The organism is Microbacterium sp. CIAB417, from assembly GCF_022788845.1.
On the sequence record NZ_JAHZUT010000001.1, the window covers coordinates 345,046 to 363,303 of the forward strand.

An 18,258-nucleotide genomic window follows, 5' to 3' on the forward strand; every position below is an offset into this window, starting at 1 on the left:
CCATTTCCGATCGGCGGCGGGGCGGTCCTCTTCCTCGTTCGTTGAGCGAGGGCGGCGAAGCCGACCGAGTCGAAACGCGGTCTGCAAGCAGGGCGGCGGTCCATCGCCTCTGCCGCACGCCGACCGGATTGCAGGCCACCGATCTGCGGTGACAGGATCGGGGCATGGCATCGGAATCGGGCTCCCGGGCGGAGGAACACGAGAAGGCGCACCGGCGGAACGTCTCGCGCGCTGCGCTGTGGTCGTACGCCGCGACCGGCGCGGCGATCGCGCTGTGGATCACGCTCGTCGTGGTCAACCGGACCACGAGCGGCGAGGTCAGGCCCGATGGGCTCCAGGCCGAGCTGCTCGCGGTGGTGATGCCGCTGTGGACCGCGCTCGGCGCGCTCGCGGTCGTCCTCGCCGTGATCGCGCTCGTGCGCTCGCGCGCGAGGGGCCATGCGTTCATCGCGTTGGCTCTCGCCGTGTTCGTCGTGGCCGTGCCGATCCTCGAGCAGCTCTGAAAGCCGGTGCCTGCTATCTGGTGCGGGGACACGATCCGAGCCGCGGGACCGCGTCGCTCGCACCGCATCCGACGACGACAGAACGACGAAATCCCGGCCCTTTCGGACCGGGATTTCGTCTTCTTCTTGTTGCGGGGACAGGATTTGAACCTGCGACCTCCGGGTTATGAGCCCGGCGAGCTACCGAACTGCTCCACCCCGCGGCACAAGAAGAAAGCCTAGCACGGATTTCGGGCGGCGTCACATCGGGGTGGGAATGCGCGAGGATGGAGGCATGTCCAGCGTCCTCGTCGCCGTGTGCCAGTTCGCCCCGACCGCCGACCGCGCAGACAACCGCGCGCGGGTCGCCGAGCGGACGGCCGAGGCCGCAGCACGCGGAGCATCCGTCGTGGTGTTCCCCGAGTACTCGAGTTATTTCGTCGACCCGATGGACGCCACACTGTCCGAGAACGCCGAAGGCCTCGACGGCGACTTCGTGCGCGCGCTGCGATCCTCGGCATCCGCTCACGGCGTCGTCATCGTCGCGGGCCTCGTCGAGGCCGCGGGGGAGCGCGTCCGCAACACCCTCGTGGCCGTCGACGGCGACGGGGTCATCGCCACCTACCGCAAGCAGCACCTGTACGACGCGTTCGGGCAGACCGAGTCGGAGTGGATCGAGCCGGGGCCGCTGGGCGCTGCGGAGACGTTCGAGGTCGGCGGCCTCCGCTTCGGGCTCATGACCTGCTACGACCTGCGCTTCCCGGAGGTGGCGCGCACGCTCATGGACGCCGGGGCGGACGTCCTCGTCGTGCCCGCCGAATGGGTGCGCGGTCCCCTCAAGGAGCACCACTGGACCACGCTGCTGGCCGCGCGTGCGATCGAGAGCACGGCCTACGTGGTCGCCGCCGACCACCCGGCGCCGATCGGCGTCGGACGCTCGCAGATCATCGACCCCCAGGGCGTCGTGCTCGCGGGTCTCGCCAGCACCGAGGGTCTCGCCGTCGCGGACCTCGAACGCGCGGAGATCGAACGCGTGCGAGCCGTGAACCCGGTCCTGAGCCTGCGCCGCTACGGGGTCGTCCCGCGCTGAGTCCCGCGATGCCGGCCCGGCTCAGAAGGCCGCCGCGAGCCGGCGCATGGCCTCCTCGAGCACATCGGTGCGCTTGCACGCCGCGAAGCGCACCAGTCCTGCGTAGTCGTCGGCATGCGTCCGGCTGACGAACGCACTCAGCGGAATCGCGACGACCCCGGCACGGTCGGGGAGTCTGCGGCAGAAGTCGGCGGTGTCCGCACCGCCGAGCGCGGTCGCGTCGGCCACGGTGAAGTAGCCGCCCTGCGGTGCGATGACCGAGAACCCGGCGGCCCCGAGCCCGCGGGCGAGCAGCGCGTGCTTGTCCCGCATGACCTCGGCCGCGTCGGTGAAGAACGACTGGGGCAGACGCAGTCCCACCGCCACGGCCGGCTGGAACGGCGAGCCGTTCACATACGTGAGGTACTGCTTCACGGTCAGCACAGCGGTGATGAGATCCGCGGGGCCGTGCATCCAGCCGATCTTCCACCCCGTCGCGGAGAAGGTCTTTCCCGCGGACGAGATCGTCAGGGTCCGGTCGGCGGCTCCCGGCAGCGACGCGATGGGGCGGTGCTCGCCGTCGAACACGAGGTGCTCGTACACCTCGTCGGTGACGATGATCGCGTCGTGCGCGTTCGCGAGCCGTACGATCTCGGACTGGACCTCGGCCGAGAACACCGCACCGGTCGGGTTGTGCGGATCGTTCACCAGGATGATCCGGGTCCGGTCGGTGACGGCATCCGCGAGCGCGTCCAGGTCGGGCTGGAAGCCCGGAAGGCGCAGCGGCACGGTCCGCAGCCGCGCGCCCGCCAGGGCGACGGCCGCGGCGTACGAGTCGTAGTAGGGCTCGAACACGACGACCTCGTCGTCGGCGGATCCGATCAGCGCCAGCAGGGTCGCCGCCAGTGCCTCGGTGGCGCCCGCCGTCACGATGACCTCCCGCTCGGGGTCGACCTCCAGACCGTAGAACCGGCGCTGGTGCTCGCTGATCGCCTGGAGCAGATCCGGGATGCCCCGCCCGGGCGGATACTGGTTCGCACCGGAGGCGATCGCCTCACGGGCGGCCTCAAGGACCTCGGCTGGACCGTCCTCATCGGGGAATCCCTGGCCGAGGTTGATCGCCCCGGTTCTGACCGCCGCCGCGGACATCTCTGCGAAGATGGTGGGGGCGACCTCGCCGGACGGCGAGAGCAGCCCTGCTCCTGCGGCCGTGCGGCGCCAGGCTCCGGGAATGTCTCTCATGCAGAACAGGCTAAGGGCATAACCGACACTCACCTCAGCCATAAGGAACGCACAGAATCGGCGGGCAGTCTGAAAGCACCTCGTTGAAGGAGCAGATATGAGCGAAGAGAACGCACCCACCCCCGGCCGCACGCCGAACACCGCGGACGACGCCGCGGCGGCCTCGGCGACGACGGCGCCCGCCGGGCATGAGGTTCCGCAGACGTTCGCGTCCCCGGCCTCCACGACGCAGCAGCCCGCGGCACCCGCGCACGGCGCACAGACCTCCGGCGGATTCGTCCCGCCGATCCCCTCGCAGACCCCCACGGGCGCGGCGTTCGGCGTCGGTGCGCACCCCGGTGCGCACGCGGCCGGTTCCGCGCACGCAGCGCCGGTCTCCGGCGATGCCGACGCCACCTCGCCGATCGGCGAGGCGGCTCCCGTGACGCCGATCTCGACCAAGGAGCGCAAGCCCTTCGGCGCCGGCAAGGTCGCGGCGGTCATCGTCGCGGCGGCCCTCGTCGGCGGTGCCGCCGGCCTCGGCGGCAGCTACCTCGGATCCACGATGTGGCAGCAGCCTGTCAGCAGCTCGGCCGAGGGCCCGGGCACCGTCACGGTGAACAACCCGGACGACGTCAACGAGGCCACGGCGGTAGCATCCAAGGTCCTGCCGTCGGTCGTCACGATCGAGGTCGCGGGTTCGAGCGAGTCCGGGAGCGGATCGGGCGTGATCCTCAGCGAGGACGGCTACGTCCTCACCAACACCCACGTCGTCACCCTCGGCGGAGCCGCAGCGGACCCGACGATCCGCGTGACCACGTCGGACGGACACATCTACGCGGCCACGATCGTCGGCACCGACCCGATCTACGACCTCGCCGTCATCAAGCTCACCGACGCCGAGGGGCTCACCCCGATCGAGTTCGCCGACTCGTCCGAGCTGAACGTCGGCGCGACGGCCGTCGCCGTCGGCGCGCCCCTCGGGCTCGCCAACTCGGTCACGACCGGCATCATCTCGTCGCTGAACCGCAGCATCGAGATCGCCTCGTCCGCACTGCCGGACAGTGCCGAGCAGGACACCCCCGAGGGTGAGGGAGAGGGCGAGCAGGGCGGCCCGTTCCAGTTCGACATCCCGGGCCTCGAGCAGCAGCAGGCCACGGCGAGCGAGTCGATCTCGATCGCGGTGATCCAGACGGATGCCGCCATCAACCCCGGCAACTCCGGTGGCGCGCTCGTGGACGGCGAGGGCAAGCTCATCGGCATCAACGTGGCGATCGCCACGGCGTCCAGCTCCGAGGAGTCCGGATCGATCGGTGTCGGCTTCGCCATCCCGTCGAACGTCGCCGAGCGCATCGCCGACGAGCTCATCGAGAACGGCGAGGCCACGCACGGGCTGCTCGGCGCCTCGGTCAGCGACGCGGCGGGAGCCGCGGACGCCGACATCGCGGGTGCTTACATCGCCGCCGTCACCGACGGAGGCGCGGCGCAGGGCGCCGACCTCCGCGAGGGTGACATCGTCACCGAGTTCAACGGCGCTCCCATCTCCAGCGCGAGCGATCTGACCGCTCAGGTCCGCGCGGCGGCGGCGGGCAGCACCGCGACGCTCACCTACGTCCGCGACGGCAAGACGTACGAGATCGAGGTCGAGCTCGGCGAGCTCGCGCTCTGACGCACCGGGCGGCGCGTTCCGCTCCGATGCACCGCCCGGCTCACACGAAGGACGCCACCCCGCGCGATAGGCTCGCGGGGTGGCGTCCTTCTCTTTCGGCACCGGCAATGCGGCGAAGCTCCTGCGCATCCCGCTGTACGCCGCGGGACGCCTCGCCGCACTCCTGATCCCGCGAGGATCGCGCTGGGTGTTCGGCTGCGGCGTCGGCATCGGCGACGGGGCGCTCGCCCTGTGGCGGGTGGCGTCGGATGCCGGGCACGACACCGTCTGGCTGACCGGATCCGCCCGCGAGGACGCGGACGCTCGCGCCCTCGGCATCCGCACGATCCGCAAGCAGACTCTTCGCGGATGGTGGACGACCGCCCGCGCGGGCGTGCTGGTCGTGACGCACGGATTCGGAGACGTCAACCGCTACGGCGGCGGGGGAGCGTTCACGGTGCAGCTCTGGCACGGCATCCCCTTGAAGCGGATCGGACTGGACTCCCCGGCCACGACGCAGGTGCCCGCGATCCCGGGCGCGGGACTGCTGAGCCGGATCATCGGGCTCCTCTACCGCGCCGCGGCGCAGCGCATCGACGTCCTGCCTGCCGCATCCGATCGGGCGCGCGGGCGACTCGAATCCGCCTTCGGCCTCGGGGATGAACGTGTGGTCGTGACCGGCGAGCCCCGGGTCGACGTGCTCTCGGCAGGTGCCCCGGAGGAGCGCCGCGTCACGGCGTCCGGGATCCTCGCCCGGGCCGTGCCCGGCCTGCCGGAGGGGGCTCGGACGATCCTGTACGCGCCGACCTGGCGGGACGGGGCCGTGGACCCGGCGGTCCCGTCGGCCGCGGAGTGGACGCGGATCATCGCGCTGCTGGAAAGGCGCGACGCCGTGCTCCTGGTGCGCTCGCATCCTCTCGGCGAAGGTTCCTACGCGTCGCCGCTGCCGTCGAGGCGGGTGCGGATGCTGGGCTCCGCCGTGCTCGCGGACGTCACCGGCGCGCTGCCGGCGATCGACGTGCTCGTGACCGACTACTCCTCGCTCGCCTACGACGTGGGCCTGCTGGCCATGCCGGTCGTCCACCTCGTGCCCGACGCCGCCGAATACGCCAGGACCCGCGGCTTCTACGGGCGCCTGGACGAGGTCACCGGCGGCGACGAGGCCACGGACTGGGGCGGGGTCCTGGCCCGGCTGGATGCGCTGCTCGGCGACGAGAGCGCCTTCTCCGAGGCCTCGGCCCGATCCGCCGCGCTCAGCGCCCGGATGCACGCCCACCGGGACGGTCGCAACACCGACCGGGTCTACCGCGCCATCCGTGCGCGCGGCGTTCCCGGACCGACGACGGCGCGCCGAACCGCCGCCGACCCCGTGCGCGGTGCGACCGCGCCGAACGCTGAAGGAGCTCTCCCATGACGACCGCCGTGATCGACGGGCAGCGTGAGGCGCTCATCGTGGCCGGGGACGGCGCGCGCCCGACCGGAGCCGTCCTGGAGGGGCCGCGCGCTCGCGTGAGCGCCGTGCTCACCGGGCGGGGCAAGACGTGGAAGGCGACCTTCCCCCTCCGTGCGGCGCGTTTCGGCGGCTCCGAGCTGCCCCTGCCGTCCGGGGAGTACACGCTGCTCATCGAGGGTGTCGACCTCTCGGGGGTCGCCGTCGAGCGTCAGCTGCTCGCGGGACTCGGCGTGGCAGTCCACGGGGCGACGGTGCGGATCGATCCGCCGCTGGAAGCCGTGCACCTCTCCGCAGAAGGCCAGCGCACGCTCGAGGAGCGCTACGTCGCGCAACCGGGCGGATCCGAGAACGCGGTGTTCTTCGAGAGCTTCTACGGGCAGAGCGCGGGCTGCAATCCTCGTGCCATCGACCGCGAGCTCGCCACCCGAGCGCCGGGAGTCGTGCGCTATTGGAGCGTGACGGATCTGTCGGTGGCCGTGCCGGAGGGGGCGGTCGCCGTCGTCGAGGGAAGCCCGGAGTGGTGGCGTGCACGGGCCGCAGCGCGGCTGCTCGTCGTCAACGACTGGCTCCGCCGGCGGTTCTCCCGCAAGGATGGTCAGCGGGTGCTGCAGACCTGGCACGGCACGCCGCTCAAACGTCTGGCGCTGCACCGGCCCGGGTTCGACCCGCGCCGCATGGCCGCTGTCGTCAAGGAATCCCGCCGCTGGGACGTCCTGCTGGCGCAGAACCGCTACTCCGAGCGGATCCTCGCCAAGGCCTACGCCTTCTTCGGCAAGCCGATCTGGGTGGACGGCTATCCGCGCGACGACGTGCTGGTGAATGGTGACGCCGCCGCCGTGCGCGCGGCGCTGGGGATCGGTCCGGAGGAACGGGTGCTGCTGTACGCGCCGACGTGGCGGGACGACCGGGCCGAGATCGTCGACTTCGTGGATCCCGAGCAGCTCGCGCGAGAGGCGGATGCCGTGGTGCTGGTGCGCGGGCACTCGCGCACCCTGCGCCCCGGGCGCGATCAGGACGGCGCCAGGGTGATCGATGTGACCGGATATCCGCAGACCGCCGAGCTGCTGCTCATCGCGGATGCCCTGATCACGGACTACTCCTCCGTGATGTTCGACTTCAGCGTCACTCGGCGGCCCATGTACTTCCTGGTGCCGGATCTGGAGCACTACCGGGGTCGCCTGCGGGGCTTCTACTTCGATCTGGCGGAGCGGGCGCCCGGTCCGCTGCTGCGCACGCAGGAGGAGCTCGTCGCCGCTCTTGCCGATCCGTCCGCCTCGACCGCCTTCGCCGAGAAGTACGAGGCGTGGCGCCGGCAGTTCAACGCACTCGATGACGGGCGTGCGGCCGAGCGCGTCGTGTCCCGCATCCTGGACCTCGGTTTCGTCGAGGCCTGAGCGCGCTCACGGCAGCGGCGTGTTGCGCGTGCCCAGTCGCGAGGCGTCCACCGTGTCGTGGGCACCGCGCAGGACGCCGCCCAGGAATCCCCATCCCCAGGAGAGGTGCATGGTGGGAAGGACGGCCAGAGTCCACCATCGCTCCCGGATACTGCGCCCGGGAGTGAGCGCCATCGCGACGACGAGCAGCGCATACGCGACGAGCGGGAGGTAGACCACTGCGGCGACGAGCGACCCGATCCCGGAGAGCACGCCGGTCAGCTGCAGCACCGCGACGACGAGGGCGACGGCGACGTTCAGAACCAGCGCGGGGGGAGCGAAGAACCGCAGACCATTGCGCCGGCCGTAGCGGCGCACCAGCTCGCCGCGCCAGGCCCCGGTGGCGCGGAACTGCCGGGCCAGCCGCACCCAGCTCTCGCGCGGCCAGTAGGTCACCGACAGCGCCGGGTCGAACCACACCGTGTGCCCGGCCTGCCGGATGCGCAGATTGAGCTCCCAGTCCTCGCCGCGGCGGATCGACTCGTCGAAGAGCCCGACCTCCTCAAGCACGCTGCGGCGCATGACGCCGAGATAGGCCGATTCCGCCTCGCCCTCGCGCGCACCGCCGTGATAGGCGCCGCCGCCGAGGCCGATCGGCGAGTTGTACGCCCACGCGGCCGCCTTCTGGAACGGGGTGCGACCCTCGGCGTGCATGACGCCGCCGACGTTGGCCGCTCCGGTCCGCTCCAGCGTCGCGAGGGCGCGGGCGGCGTAACCGGGGGAGAGCTCGGAGTGCGCATCCACGCGCACGACGGTGTCATAGCGCCCGGCGCGGATCGCAGCGTTGAGACCGACCGGGATGTCAGCGGCCGGGTTGTCGACGAGGCGGATGCGGTCGTCGGCCGCGGCCAGCTCGCGCGCCAGCTCGGTCGTGCCGTCGGTGGACGGTCCGAGGGCGAGGACGAGTTCTGCCTCGCCGGGAAGCTGCTGCGACAGGACCGATTCCACGGCGTGCGCGAGGTACGCGCGCTCGTTCAGCACGGGCATGACGAACGTGACACCGGGACGAAGTGTTGTCGTTTCGTTGTCGTGCACCCCCCGATCATGTCATGAGGCGGGGCGGGGTGCCTGGGTACTCTTGACAGGTGAGTGTCGTGTCCGATGGGAAGAAGGCGTACCGGCTGCTCCGGCGCGCGCTGGCGTCGCGGAAGTCGGTGCAGCGCGTCCGCCGCCGCCTCGCGGTGCTGCCGCCGCACCCGCTCGAGCACTATCGGATCGCGGTGTACTTCGCCGACGGCGCGGTGAACATGTACCAGATGCGGCAGTGGTACCGCCCGCTCGCGGAGCTGTCGAAGCTCTGGCCCGTCGTCGTGCTCTCGCGCAGTGCGACCGGGGCCGAGAAGCTCCTCGACGAGGACGCCCCTCCCGTCGCGTTCGTGCCGAAGGTGCGCGACCTCGAGCGCTTCATCGCCACGCAGGACATCCGGGTCGTGCTCTACGTGAACCAGAACACGCGCAACTTCCAGATGTTCCGCTACGGGCGGCGCTGGCACGTGTTCATCAACCACGGCGAGTCCGACAAGATGTACATGACGACGAACCAGTACAAGGCGTACGACTACGCGCTGGTGGCCGGGCAGGCCGCGCGCGACCGCCTCAGCCGGACGCTGTGGGACTACGACATCGACCGTCGCACGATCGAGATCGGCCGGCCTCAGGCCGACCACTACTCGGGCAGCCTGCCGTACACGCCCGACGAGCGCACGGTCGTGCTGTACGCGCCGACCTGGGAGGGCGACCGGCCGAGCGCTCACTACGGGTCGATCGCGACGCACGGCGAGACGCTCGTGAAGAAGCTGCTCGCCACAGGCACTCATCGCGTGATCTACCGTCCGCATCCGCGCAGCGGTGTCGTGGACGACGCCTACGGGGCCGCGCACCGGCGCATCCTGGCGGCCATCGAGGCCGCGAACGCCGAGGACCGCGGTGCGCATCACATCTACGACGACGGACCGGAGCTGGGCTGGCAGCTCGCTGCGGCCGATGTCGCGATCGTGGACATCTCGGCGATGGTCTACGACCGGCTGGCCGCCGGCAAGCCGCTGCTCATCACGCGTCCGGCGGATGAGCGCGCCTCGATCGACACCAAGGGATACCTGTCGGACTGCGAGTGGCTGACCGTCGACGGCTCCTACGACATCGTCTCCGAGGTCGAGCGCGTCCGGGCCGATGAGGACGCGATCAAGAAGCTGCGCATGTGGGTGCAGCACTACTTCGGCGACACGTCCCCCGGGGTCGCGACCGCGAAGTTCCATGCGGCCATCGAGCGGCTGATGGGCCTGTGGGACGACTGGCGGGCGGCGGAGATCGGCTCCGTGTCCGAGCAGGAGGACGACGACGACGAGGAAGCGAAGGACGGGGACGACTGATGGACCCCTTCGCGCGCACGCGCACGGTCGCGGCCCGGCTCGAGGTCGTCGAGCAGTCGCCGTCGACCAATGCCCAGCTGCGCGCGCAGGCCGCCGGCGCTCCGCACCGCACCGTGCTGCTGACCACGGACCAGACCGCGGGCCGAGGGCGCCTCGACCGCACCTGGACCACGCCGGCGGGCTCGGCGCTCGCGGTCTCGGTCCTGCTGCGCGACCTTCCGGAGCCGGACGCGCTCGGGTGGATCCCGCTCGCCGCTGGCGTCGCGATGGCGGATGCCGTGGCACGGCAGCTGCCCGGGCACGAGGTGGGCGTGAAGTGGCCGAACGACGTCCTCGTGGACGGTCGCAAGATCTGCGGCATCCTCGCCGAGGCCGCGCACGGCGCCGTGATCGTCGGTGCGGGGGTCAACACCGCCATGGCGGCCGATCAGCTGCCCGTTCCCACCGCGACCTCGTTCGCGGCGCTCGACGCGCAGGCCGACATCGACCGGATCGCCGCTGATTTCGTCGCGGGCCTGGGCCGGCGGGTATCCGAACTGGCCGCGGCCGGCGGCGCGGATGCCTCTGGCCTGCGTCCGGAGGCCGAGAAGCGCTGCCTGAGCCTGGGGCGCGTCGTGGACGTCTCGCTTCCGGACGGCACGCGACTGCGCGGCACGGCCGAGGCTCTCGACAGCGACGGACGCCTCCTCGTTGACGCCGACGGCGTTCGGCATGCCGTCGCCGCCGGAGACGTCGTGCACGCCCGGCTGGCGTGAGGCCGCTCTCGCGCTGACACGCCGTCCGGAGACCCGGGATGTCCGCGCCCTCGGTCACAATGGAGGCATGACCCAGCCGGTGACGCTCGGAGGACGGCCAATGATGCCGCCGCCCGGCGCGCCCAGTGAAGAGCTGCTGATCGCCCGGTTCCGCAGCCAGGCGCGACGGCTGTTCTGGTGCGCGTTGCTGCTGATCGCCGTCTTCGGTGCCACGGCGTACTTCTACGACAACCTGCCCGACGGCTTCGAGAACTGGATGCTGCTGACGGCGGCCGGCCTCGTGCTGCTGCTCGGCGTCGTGATCCCGTTCCTCGTCTGGCTCTCGCGGACGTACGTCATCACCACTCGCCGGGTGATCGCGAAGTCCGGGCTCGGCGCGCGTCATCGTCGCGAGATGACCCACGTGCGCGGGTACACGATCGCGGTGCGCCGCGGCATCCTGCAGCGACTGTGGGGAGCCGGGACCATCTCGCTCTCGAACGGCGTCGATGCACCGCTGCGGCTGGTGAACGTGCCGAACGTCACGCTCGTGCACGAGACGCTCGTCGACCAGATCGAGGTGAACCAGATCCTCGCGCACCGCGACGCCCAATCGGCGTCCGACACCGGCCCGACCGCCTGACGCCGGATGCCGCGTGCGGGCGCGGATGCGGAAGAATGGTCTCCGACGAACGGAGTGCGCGAATGGCGTTGCGTGTGGGTGTGATCGGCGGAGGCCAGCTGGCCCGGATGATGATCGCTCCCGCGGTCGAGCTGGGCCTCGACCTGCGGGTGCTGGCGGAGGACGAGGGGATGTCCGCGCAGCTCGCCGCCACGGCGGTGGGCGACTACCGCGACCTCGAGACCGTCCGCGGCTTCGTGGCCGACGTCGACGTCGTCACGTTCGACCACGAGCATGTGCCGCAGGAGGTGCTGCGCGCGCTCGTCGACGACGGCGTCGCCGTGCATCCCGGCCCCGACGCGCTCCGCTACGCCCAGGACAAGCTGGACATGCGCGCTCGCCTCGCCGAGCTCGGCGTGCCGCAGCCGGACTGGGCGGCGGTGTCGACCACCGCGGAGCTGCAGGCGTTCCTCGACGAGCACGGTGGCCGGGGCGTCGTGAAGACGCCGCGCGGCGGATACGACGGCAAGGGCGTCCGAGTGGTGTCGGACGCGGCCGAGGCCGCGGACTGGTTCGCCGCGCTCGAGGACGGCGGCGCGCTCCTCGTGGAGGAGCTGGTCTCGTTCGTCCGGGAGCTGGCGCAGCAGATCGCCCGCCGCCCCAGCGGGGACATGGTCGCCTATCCCGTCGTGGAGACCGTGCAACGGGACGGCGTGTGCGCCGAGGTCTTCGCACCGGCGCCGAATGCCACGACCCGCCTGGCGCAGGTCGCCGAGGGCATCGGCCGCATGATCGCGGAGGGGCTCGGCGTCACCGGGATGCTCGCGGTGGAACTGTTCGAGACGGTCGACGAGCGCATCCTCGTCAACGAGCTGGCCATGCGTCCGCACAACAGCGGGCATTGGAGCCAGGACGGAGCGGTGACCTCGCAGTTCGAACAGCATCTGCGCGCCGTGGCCGACCTGCCGCTCGGGGACGCCTCACCCCGTGCGCCGTGGTCGGTGATGATCAACATCCTGGGCGGGCCGGCCGAGGGCACGATCGAGGCGCGCTTCGCCGATGCCATGGCCGATCAGCCCTCCGCCAAGATCCACACCTACGGCAAGGCGCCGCGCCCCGGCCGGAAGGTGGGGCATGTGAACGCCACGGGGGAGGATCTCGACGACGCCGTGTTCGTGGCGCGCGCGGCCGCGGATCACTTCCGCTGAGCGGGCGCGCGCCGTTCAGGCGATCGGCAGGGGCAGACCGTACCCTAGGTGAGTGACTGAGCCGCTGCATTCCTCTGCCGTGCCCCTCGTCGGCGTCGTGATGGGTTCCGATTCCGACTGGCGCGTGATGAGCGACGCCTCCCAGGCGCTGACCGACTTCGGCATCCCGCACGAGGTCGAGGTCGTCTCGGCGCATCGGACGCCGGACAAGCTCGTGCAGTACGCGCGCGAGGCGCGCGGTCGCGGCATCCGCGTCATCATCGCCGGCGCGGGCGGCGCTGCGCACCTGCCGGGGATGCTGGCCTCCATGACGGCGCTGCCTGTGGTCGGCGTGCCCGTGCCGCTGGCCTACCTGGACGGCATGGACTCGTTGCTGTCGATCGTGCAGATGCCGGCCGGCATCCCGGTCGCCACGGTGTCGATCGGCGGCGCGCGCAACGCCGGCATCCTGGCCGCCCGGATCATCGGGGCGTCGGATGCCGAGATCGCCGACCGCATCGAGGAGTACGCCCGCACGCTGGAGGGGCAGGTGGCGGAGAAGAACCAGCGGCTGAAGGACTCGCTGTGACCATCGCCGCGCCCCGCGCCGGGATCGGGGCACGACCGGTGATCGAGACGCGTCCGATGCGGCATCCGGACGTGGACGATCCGGGATTCATGGCGCGCCGCGGCTGGTGGCTCGTCGTCATGAACGTCCTCGTCCCCGGGTCCGCCCAGGTGCTGGCCGGCAACCGCCGTCTGGGACGCTTCGCGCTGGGCGCGACGCTGATCGGCTGGCTCTCCGTGCTCGTGGCCGTGGGGCTGGCGCTGTTCGCGAGGCCGACGTTCCTGTGGCTGACCGTGGGCGCCGGGTGGCTCTCCGCCATCGTCCTCACGCTCGTCCAGGTCGCCCTGGTCGGCTACCTCGTGCTGTGGATCGTGCTCGCGATCGACACCCTGCGACTGGTGCGGCTGGTGCGCGTCTCGACCCTGTCGCGGTTCGGCATCCCGGTTGCGGCGCTCGTGATCCTGGGCCTCGTCGGGGCGGGAACCGGCTACGCCGCGACCGTGGTGGGCTCGGGACGGGACACGCTGGGGTCGATCTTCACGCAGAGCGGCCCGAGCCTGCCGCCCAGCGACGGCTACTACAACATCCTGCTCCTCGGCGCGGACAGCGGAGAGGGGCGCGACTCGATGCGCTACGACAGCATCTCCGTGGTCTCGGTGAACGCCGACACCGGAGCCGTCACGATCACCGGCATCCCGCGCGACATGCCCGGCTTCCCGTTCGCCGAAGGGCCGATGCGCGATCTGTACCCGGACGGGCACTCCAGTCACAACGACAGCACCTGCGGCTGGGGCAGCGGCATCAACCAGCTGCGCACCGAGGTCGAGGTGTGCCGGGACGGCACGGAGCTGTACCCGGAGGCGGAGGCGAACGGCTCCGAACCCGGGATCGAGGCGACCAAGGATGCCGCGGAGGGGATCCTCGGCATCGAGATCCCGTACTACGTGTTCATCGACATGAACGGGTTCGCGAATCTCATCGATGCTCTCGGAGGCGTGACGGTCACGGTCGAGAAGCGTCTGCCGAAGGGCGGCGGCCCGTCGTACAAGGGAGAACCCGCCGAGGACTGGGCCATCGGCTGGATCGAGCCGGGCGAGCAGAAGATGAACGGCGACACCGCGCAGTGGTATGCGCGATCCCGCTACACGACGGACGACTGGGACCGCATGAAGCGTCAGCGTCAGCTGCAGGAGGCCATCCTGGCGCAGTTCACGCCGCAGACCGTGCTGACCCGGTTCAACGAGATCGCCTCAGCGGGTACGGCCCTCGTGGACACCGACCTTCCGCAGGACAAGCTGCCGGAGTTCTTCGACCTGGTGATGAAGGCCAAGGAGCTTCCCGTGACGACCATCGAGCTGACGCCCGAGGGCGGCGTGGACGACACCGATCCTGACTTCGAATACGTCCGTCAGCTGATCCAGGAGACGCTGCACCCCGCGACCGAGACGCCGTCGCCCTCGTCCTGAGCGCCTGGAGCGTCCGATCCGCTGAACCGCCGGTCCGCGGATCAAGCGCAGGCCTTCGGATCCGGGCAGGTCGATGGACCCGTGGAGCCCCACGCTCCACGGGTCCATCGGGTCCGGCACTGGGCGACGACGGACGGAGGGGGAGGGGCCGTCGTCGCCCGGCCAGCCACAGTCGCCGCGCGCAGCGACCGTGACTCAGGAACGGCGCCTGCGCGCGGCCCCCGCCGCGATGAGAACGCCGCCGGCGGCGAGAGCGACCGCTCCGCCCCCGAGGATCCAGGGCGACGCCGAGCCGCCGGTCAGCGCGAGTTCCATGCCGGAATCCGTCGATCCCGTCAACGGCAACTCGGTGCCGGATGGCGCGACGCCCGGGTCCTGCTCGCAGCTGGGCCCGACTCCGCCGGCCTGCACGACCGTGACCGTGGCGGTGTACTCGCGGTCCTGCGCTGCGGTCGCGATCAGCGATCCCGACGCGGCACTGAGACCGGCACCACCCGAGTGCGCACCCCCGGCGAATGACAGCGAATAGCTTCCCTCGCCATCGGACGGCGGGCGGAACGACACCACCAGGCTTCCGTCTCCGGCCGCGGTGTTCCCTGAGATGGAGGCGTCACCGGCATTGTGTCCGGAGACCGAGACGGAGACGCGCTCACCGGGCAGGAAGTAGCCGGCACTGAAGGCGATCGTCGACGCCTCGCAGGGCGTGATGATCGGATCGCCGACCGAGACGCGCGGCGTTTCCGCATACGTGTTCGGCGGCGGAGGCGTCTCGAAGGACGCGGCGGATGCAGCAGCCGGTGCGGCCAGGACGAGCGCACCTGCGGTCAGACCGATGACGGCCATCTTCTTCAGCATGATTCTCCCCCAGAGAGATACACGCGGAATCACACCCGAGCACACCCCTGCGCCCGACTGCGTGGACCCTTCCTGCCCCCACGGCAGGATGGCAGAGCCCGATATTCCCCAGTGAGGTCACACTAGCGCATGCGCTGCGGAATGTCACGACCCGCAGTCGATGGATTCGCGCGTGATCTCCGGAGCATGGATGAGCGGGGTGTGGGCGACTTCGGTGAGCCGTTCTCCGGCTCCCTCCCCGGTGAAGTCGACGGTGATCGTCGTGGACTCTCCCGGAGCCAGCTGGACCGAGTGCTGGATGACGCTCCGCCCGTCGATCACGGCGGTCTGCACGTCCTCCTCGGACCCGTCGCGGTCGATGCGCACCGGCGTCGCGCCCGTCGGGCCGTACACCGCGACGAGCGTGCGCGTCTCGCCGGGAGGGACATCGTACCGGCCGCCGCCCGTGACGTACTCGGGGAGAGCTGTCCCGGCATCCTCCGGCGCGTCGTTCGTCCAGGTGACGGACAGGCGCGTGGTCGGCGCGCCCGCGCACACGCCGGTGGCGACCGTGAACCGCGCGTCGGCGTAGTAGTCCATCTTCCCGCCCGTGGTGTCGTTGAGGAGGACGCCGACCCAGGTGGCGCTGTCGTCGTCCGTGGGCAGGGTGCCGCCCAGCATGGATGCCGAGAGGCGGTCCTGCTCGTCCTCGTGCGCGCTCCAGATCCGGATCCGGCCTTCGTCTGCGGACGTCGACAGCGCGCCCAGCAGCGCCTGGGGATCACCGGAGGACAGGGCGGCCGCGAGCAGGGCGCTGGATGCCTGGGCGAACACGGCGTCCTGGGTGCGTGGGTCCGGGATGGCGCTGTAGATCTCCGAGAGCAGGATGCTGAGGACGTTGTCGGCATCGGCCGTGAACGGTCCGAAGGAGACCGGTCCGGTGGCTTCGATGAGGTGCTGGGCGACGACGGCGTCGACGGCGACGACGCCGTCCACCGTGCCCCCGAACCGCTGGGTCCAGCGGGTCGCGATGAGCTGAGCGGCTTCGGGGAAGCGGGGGATGCTCGTGATGTTCTGAAGGTGGCGGCCCGGCTGCTGCTCGAACAGGGCGAGAGTGGAGTCGCTGACCTCCAGGGGAGCGTCCAGCGGCGGGAAATCGGTCGTGGAGGCATTGCGCACGATCCGGATCTGACCCTGATCGGCGGTGATCAGCGCCACGGCACCCACGATCCCTCCGGACGAGCGGACCTCGGCGTTGTTCTGCATCGCGACGACATAGGAGCGCGGGCCCTCCGCACCGAGCATGCTCGGCAGCAGTACGGAGGCGCCGTGAAGGGCGCCCACGAGGGTCGCTGCCTCGTCGACGGCGTCGCGGACCTGCCCGACGGCGTCGGCCAGCGGTGGCAGCGTCGCGTCGGCGTCGATCGCGCGGGCCTGTGCGAGCGCGGCGGAGAGGGTCTCATCGGCGGCGCCCAACGGCTCCTGCGCGGCCGCGAACGGGGTCAGGTCGATCGAGGTGCCGGTGATGCCGAGGCCGGCGAGCTCGAGTTCTCCCGCGGCATCCAGGACCGGGGTCAGGGCGTCGGACGCCACGCTGTCGGCGATCTCGGCGATCTCGCGCACCGCCGTGAAGTTCGCGCCGAGCCAGGGGACGACCTCGAACCCGCGCCAGACGGGGTCGGACGTGAGCTCCGTCGCGACCGACGCGTGGTGCTCGATCCGGTCGGCGACCCTTTCGGCGCGCTCGAGATCCCGCGCGGCGACGGCCGCCTTGAGATCCTCCGCGTTGTCGGACACTGCCTGGAGCTCGTTCGCCGCGCCGATGCCGCGCACGCCTACCCAGCCGAGCGCCAGCAGCAGGAGCATGACGAGCGTGCCGAGGGTCCAGCCGATCCATCGGCCGCGGCGTTGGGGGAGTCGTCCGTCGCTCACGTGAGCATTCAAGCACGGACCCGACGATGACCGCTGATCGGTCTGCGGCCGGGCATCCCGAGGAACGCGCGGGTGCCGTCTACGCTTCTGTTATGAGTGCTCAGCTGCGTGTCGTCCTCGATCAGCTCGCGCAGGTCGTCGCGGCGGACACGGCCTGGGCGGCTCTGGATCTGACGCACGGGCTCATCGACACGGCGCCCGCCGGATGCACGGTCGACGCGATCGTTCCTGCCGGTTCGCAGCCGGAGATCCGAGGGATCGGCGAGGTCCGGACGCTCCCGCTCCAGCGGCGCGAACTGGCGGCCTCCTGGCAATTGGGTATCGCTCCGGGTGTCGGGGGAGGCATGATTCACTCGCCGAGCCTGATGGCGCCGCTCGTCAAGCACGATCGCGTCCACGACCCGGACCAGACCGTGGTCACGCTGTGGGACCTGAACGCCTGGGAGGCGCCGCAGGGCATGGCGAAGCCCGCGGTCAGCTGGCATCGGGGGATGCTGCGCCGGGCGGCGAAGCACGCCGATGCGATCGTCGTCCCGTCGCATGCCTTCGCCGAGCGTCTGGAGGACTTCGCCCGTTTCGGGGACCGGGTGCGGGTGATCGCCGGAGCTCCGCCGTCGAACCTGGTCGTGCCGGGTGACGCCGCGGCGCGCCGGGCCGAGCTGGATCTGCCCGAGACGTACATCGTCATCGCAGGGGCCGGGGAGTCGTTCGCAACAGGCTTCCGCGCGGCGATCGCGGCGGAACGGGATGCCGTGGTCATCGACGCTCCGGACGGGGCCGAACCGCGGCTGGTGGAGATCGCCTCAGCCGCGGGCCTGCCGGCCCGCCGTGTGCACGTGCGCGGCGCGCTCGACCCGGAGGAGCGCGCGTCCGTCGTCGCCGGTGCCGAGGCGTTCGTCGGGACGAGCACCGTCACGGCTTGGCCGTGGCGGGCCGTGGACGCCATGGCGCTCGGCGTGCCCGTGGTCGTCGTCGACAGCGGTGTGCATCGCGACGTCGTGGCCGACGGCGGAATGGTCGTCGGCGACGACGACATCGCGGATGCTGTCGTCGACGCGGTCGGGGCTGGCAGTGCCCGGCTGCGCGTGCTCGCCGGCGACCGGGCGCGCGCCTTCTCCTGGGCGAGTTCGGCTGAGCGCGTCTGGGCGCTGCACGCCGACCTCTGAGCCTTCGTACGGAGCCTGAGAGCTCGCTGAGATCTGGCGACACGCCCGGGTCCAATGTCGACTGTTCGCGGTCA

Annotated in this window: 16 protein-coding genes and 1 tRNA gene; 12 read left to right on the forward strand and 5 right to left on the reverse strand. The window is 71.2% G+C overall.

Going from position 1 to position 18,258, the window contains the following annotated elements; all coding sequences use genetic code 11:
* The first annotated feature begins 164 nt into the window (after positions 1 to 164).
* A complete protein-coding gene (locus KYX17_RS01720) occupies positions 165 to 503 on the forward strand; it encodes a hypothetical protein (RefSeq protein ID WP_243224813.1) in 339 nt (112 codons plus the stop codon).
* A gap of 129 nt (positions 504 to 632) precedes the next feature.
* Here KYX17_RS01720 and KYX17_RS01725 read toward each other — a convergent pair.
* A tRNA-Met gene (locus KYX17_RS01725) sits at positions 633 to 706 on the reverse strand.
* 71 nt (positions 707 to 777) lie between these two features.
* Between KYX17_RS01725 and KYX17_RS01730 the strand changes: the two genes are divergently transcribed.
* Positions 778 to 1,572 carry a carbon-nitrogen hydrolase family protein gene (locus KYX17_RS01730; RefSeq protein ID WP_243224814.1) on the forward strand — a complete coding sequence of 265 codons (795 nt, stop codon included), beginning with the start codon at positions 778 to 780 and terminating at the stop codon, positions 1,570 to 1,572.
* Positions 1,573 to 1,593: 21 nt separating this feature from the next.
* Here the strand turns inward: KYX17_RS01730 and KYX17_RS01735 are convergent, their stop codons facing one another.
* Positions 1,594 to 2,793 (reverse strand): aminotransferase class I/II-fold pyridoxal phosphate-dependent enzyme, encoded by a 1,200-nt coding sequence (locus tag KYX17_RS01735; RefSeq protein WP_243224815.1) that lies wholly within the window; start codon positions 2,791 to 2,793, stop codon positions 1,594 to 1,596.
* A 97-nt stretch (positions 2,794 to 2,890) separates the two neighbouring features.
* Here KYX17_RS01735 and KYX17_RS01740 point away from each other — a divergent pair, with 97 nt between their 5' ends.
* The 3 genes from KYX17_RS01740 (at position 2,891) to KYX17_RS01750 (ending at position 7,267) form a co-directional block, all read left to right on the forward strand.
* Positions 2,891 to 4,441: a S1C family serine protease gene (locus KYX17_RS01740; protein ID WP_243224816.1), complete on the forward strand. Its 1,551-nt coding sequence runs from the start codon at positions 2,891 to 2,893 to the stop codon at positions 4,439 to 4,441.
* Between the two features lie 79 nt (positions 4,442 to 4,520).
* Positions 4,521 to 5,834, forward strand: coding sequence for a CDP-glycerol glycerophosphotransferase family protein (locus KYX17_RS01745; RefSeq protein WP_243224817.1), 1,314 nt, complete (start codon positions 4,521 to 4,523; stop codon positions 5,832 to 5,834).
* Positions 5,831 to 7,267: a CDP-glycerol glycerophosphotransferase family protein gene (locus tag KYX17_RS01750; protein ID WP_243224818.1), complete on the forward strand. Its 1,437-nt coding sequence runs from the start codon at positions 5,831 to 5,833 to the stop codon at positions 7,265 to 7,267. The genes KYX17_RS01745 and KYX17_RS01750 overlap by 4 nt, the downstream gene beginning before the upstream one ends.
* Positions 7,268 to 7,273: 6 nt before the next feature.
* Here the strand turns inward: KYX17_RS01750 and KYX17_RS01755 are convergent, their stop codons facing one another.
* Positions 7,274 to 8,341, reverse strand: coding sequence for a glycosyltransferase family 2 protein (locus tag KYX17_RS01755; protein ID WP_308220830.1), 1,068 nt, complete (start codon positions 8,339 to 8,341; stop codon positions 7,274 to 7,276).
* Between the two features lie 50 nt (positions 8,342 to 8,391).
* Here KYX17_RS01755 and KYX17_RS01760 point away from each other — a divergent pair, with 50 nt between their 5' ends.
* From KYX17_RS01760 to KYX17_RS01785, 6 genes are all read left to right on the forward strand, one after another.
* Positions 8,392 to 9,675, forward strand: coding sequence for a CDP-glycerol glycerophosphotransferase family protein (locus tag KYX17_RS01760; protein WP_243224819.1), 1,284 nt, complete (start codon positions 8,392 to 8,394; stop codon positions 9,673 to 9,675).
* Entirely contained in the window at positions 9,675 to 10,430 is a 756-nt protein-coding gene (locus tag KYX17_RS01765; protein ID WP_243224820.1) for a biotin--[acetyl-CoA-carboxylase] ligase, read from the forward strand. The genes KYX17_RS01760 and KYX17_RS01765 overlap by 1 nt, the downstream gene beginning before the upstream one ends.
* A gap of 67 nt (positions 10,431 to 10,497) precedes the next feature.
* Positions 10,498 to 11,052, forward strand: coding sequence for a PH domain-containing protein (locus KYX17_RS01770; protein ID WP_243224821.1), 555 nt, complete (start codon positions 10,498 to 10,500; stop codon positions 11,050 to 11,052).
* A 35-nt stretch (positions 11,053 to 11,087) separates the two neighbouring features.
* Entirely contained in the window at positions 11,088 to 12,239 is a 1,152-nt protein-coding gene (locus KYX17_RS01775) for a 5-(carboxyamino)imidazole ribonucleotide synthase (RefSeq protein ID WP_283818067.1), read from the forward strand.
* 100 nt (positions 12,240 to 12,339) lie between these two features.
* On the forward strand, positions 12,340 to 12,807 hold the full coding sequence (purE, locus tag KYX17_RS01780; RefSeq protein WP_243226155.1) for a 5-(carboxyamino)imidazole ribonucleotide mutase: 468 nt from the start codon (positions 12,340 to 12,342) through the stop codon (positions 12,805 to 12,807).
* Positions 12,804 to 14,252 (forward strand): LCP family protein, encoded by a 1,449-nt coding sequence (locus KYX17_RS01785; RefSeq protein WP_243224823.1) that lies wholly within the window; start codon positions 12,804 to 12,806, stop codon positions 14,250 to 14,252. The genes purE and KYX17_RS01785 overlap by 4 nt, the downstream gene beginning before the upstream one ends.
* 195 nt (positions 14,253 to 14,447) lie before the next feature.
* Here KYX17_RS01785 and KYX17_RS01790 read toward each other — a convergent pair whose 3' ends face one another.
* Both KYX17_RS01790 and KYX17_RS32195 read right to left on the reverse strand, forming a co-directional pair.
* A complete protein-coding gene (locus tag KYX17_RS01790) occupies positions 14,448 to 15,107 on the reverse strand; it encodes a hypothetical protein (protein WP_243224824.1) in 660 nt (219 codons plus the stop codon).
* 144 nt (positions 15,108 to 15,251) lie between these two features.
* On the reverse strand, positions 15,252 to 17,018 hold the full coding sequence (locus KYX17_RS32195) for a DUF4012 domain-containing protein (protein WP_243224825.1): 1,767 nt from the start codon (positions 17,016 to 17,018) through the stop codon (positions 15,252 to 15,254).
* Between the two features lie 92 nt (positions 17,019 to 17,110).
* Between KYX17_RS32195 and KYX17_RS01800 the strand changes: the two genes are divergently transcribed.
* Positions 17,111 to 18,184: a glycosyltransferase gene (locus tag KYX17_RS01800; protein WP_243224826.1), complete on the forward strand. Its 1,074-nt coding sequence runs from the start codon at positions 17,111 to 17,113 to the stop codon at positions 18,182 to 18,184.
* Positions 18,185 to 18,258 lie beyond the last annotated feature (74 nt).

Bases quoted from the DNA above. Each gene is read 5' to 3' on its own strand.
- KYX17_RS01740 (WP_243224816.1), top strand. From the start codon at position 2,891: ATGAGCGAAGAGAACGCACCCACCCCCGGCCGCACGCCGAACACCGCG.
- KYX17_RS01720 (WP_243224813.1), top strand. From the start codon at position 165: ATGGCATCGGAATCGGGCTCCCGGGCGGAGGAACACGAGAAGGCGCAC.
- purE (WP_243226155.1), top strand. From the start codon at position 12,340: ATGGGTTCCGATTCCGACTGGCGCGTGATGAGCGACGCCTCCCAGGCG.
- KYX17_RS01735 (WP_243224815.1), bottom strand. From the start codon at position 2,793: ATGAGAGACATTCCCGGAGCCTGGCGCCGCACGGCCGCAGGAGCAGGG.
- KYX17_RS01790 (WP_243224824.1), bottom strand. From the start codon at position 15,107: ATGCTGAAGAAGATGGCCGTCATCGGTCTGACCGCAGGTGCGCTCGTC.
- KYX17_RS01750 (WP_243224818.1), top strand. From the start codon at position 5,831: ATGACGACCGCCGTGATCGACGGGCAGCGTGAGGCGCTCATCGTGGCC.
- KYX17_RS01765 (WP_243224820.1), top strand. From the start codon at position 9,675: ATGGACCCCTTCGCGCGCACGCGCACGGTCGCGGCCCGGCTCGAGGTC.
- KYX17_RS01800 (WP_243224826.1), top strand. From the start codon at position 17,111: ATGAGTGCTCAGCTGCGTGTCGTCCTCGATCAGCTCGCGCAGGTCGTC.
- KYX17_RS01770 (WP_243224821.1), top strand. From the start codon at position 10,498: ATGACCCAGCCGGTGACGCTCGGAGGACGGCCAATGATGCCGCCGCCC.
- KYX17_RS01775 (WP_283818067.1), top strand. From the start codon at position 11,088: ATGGTCTCCGACGAACGGAGTGCGCGAATGGCGTTGCGTGTGGGTGTG.
- KYX17_RS01730 (WP_243224814.1), top strand. From the start codon at position 778: ATGTCCAGCGTCCTCGTCGCCGTGTGCCAGTTCGCCCCGACCGCCGAC.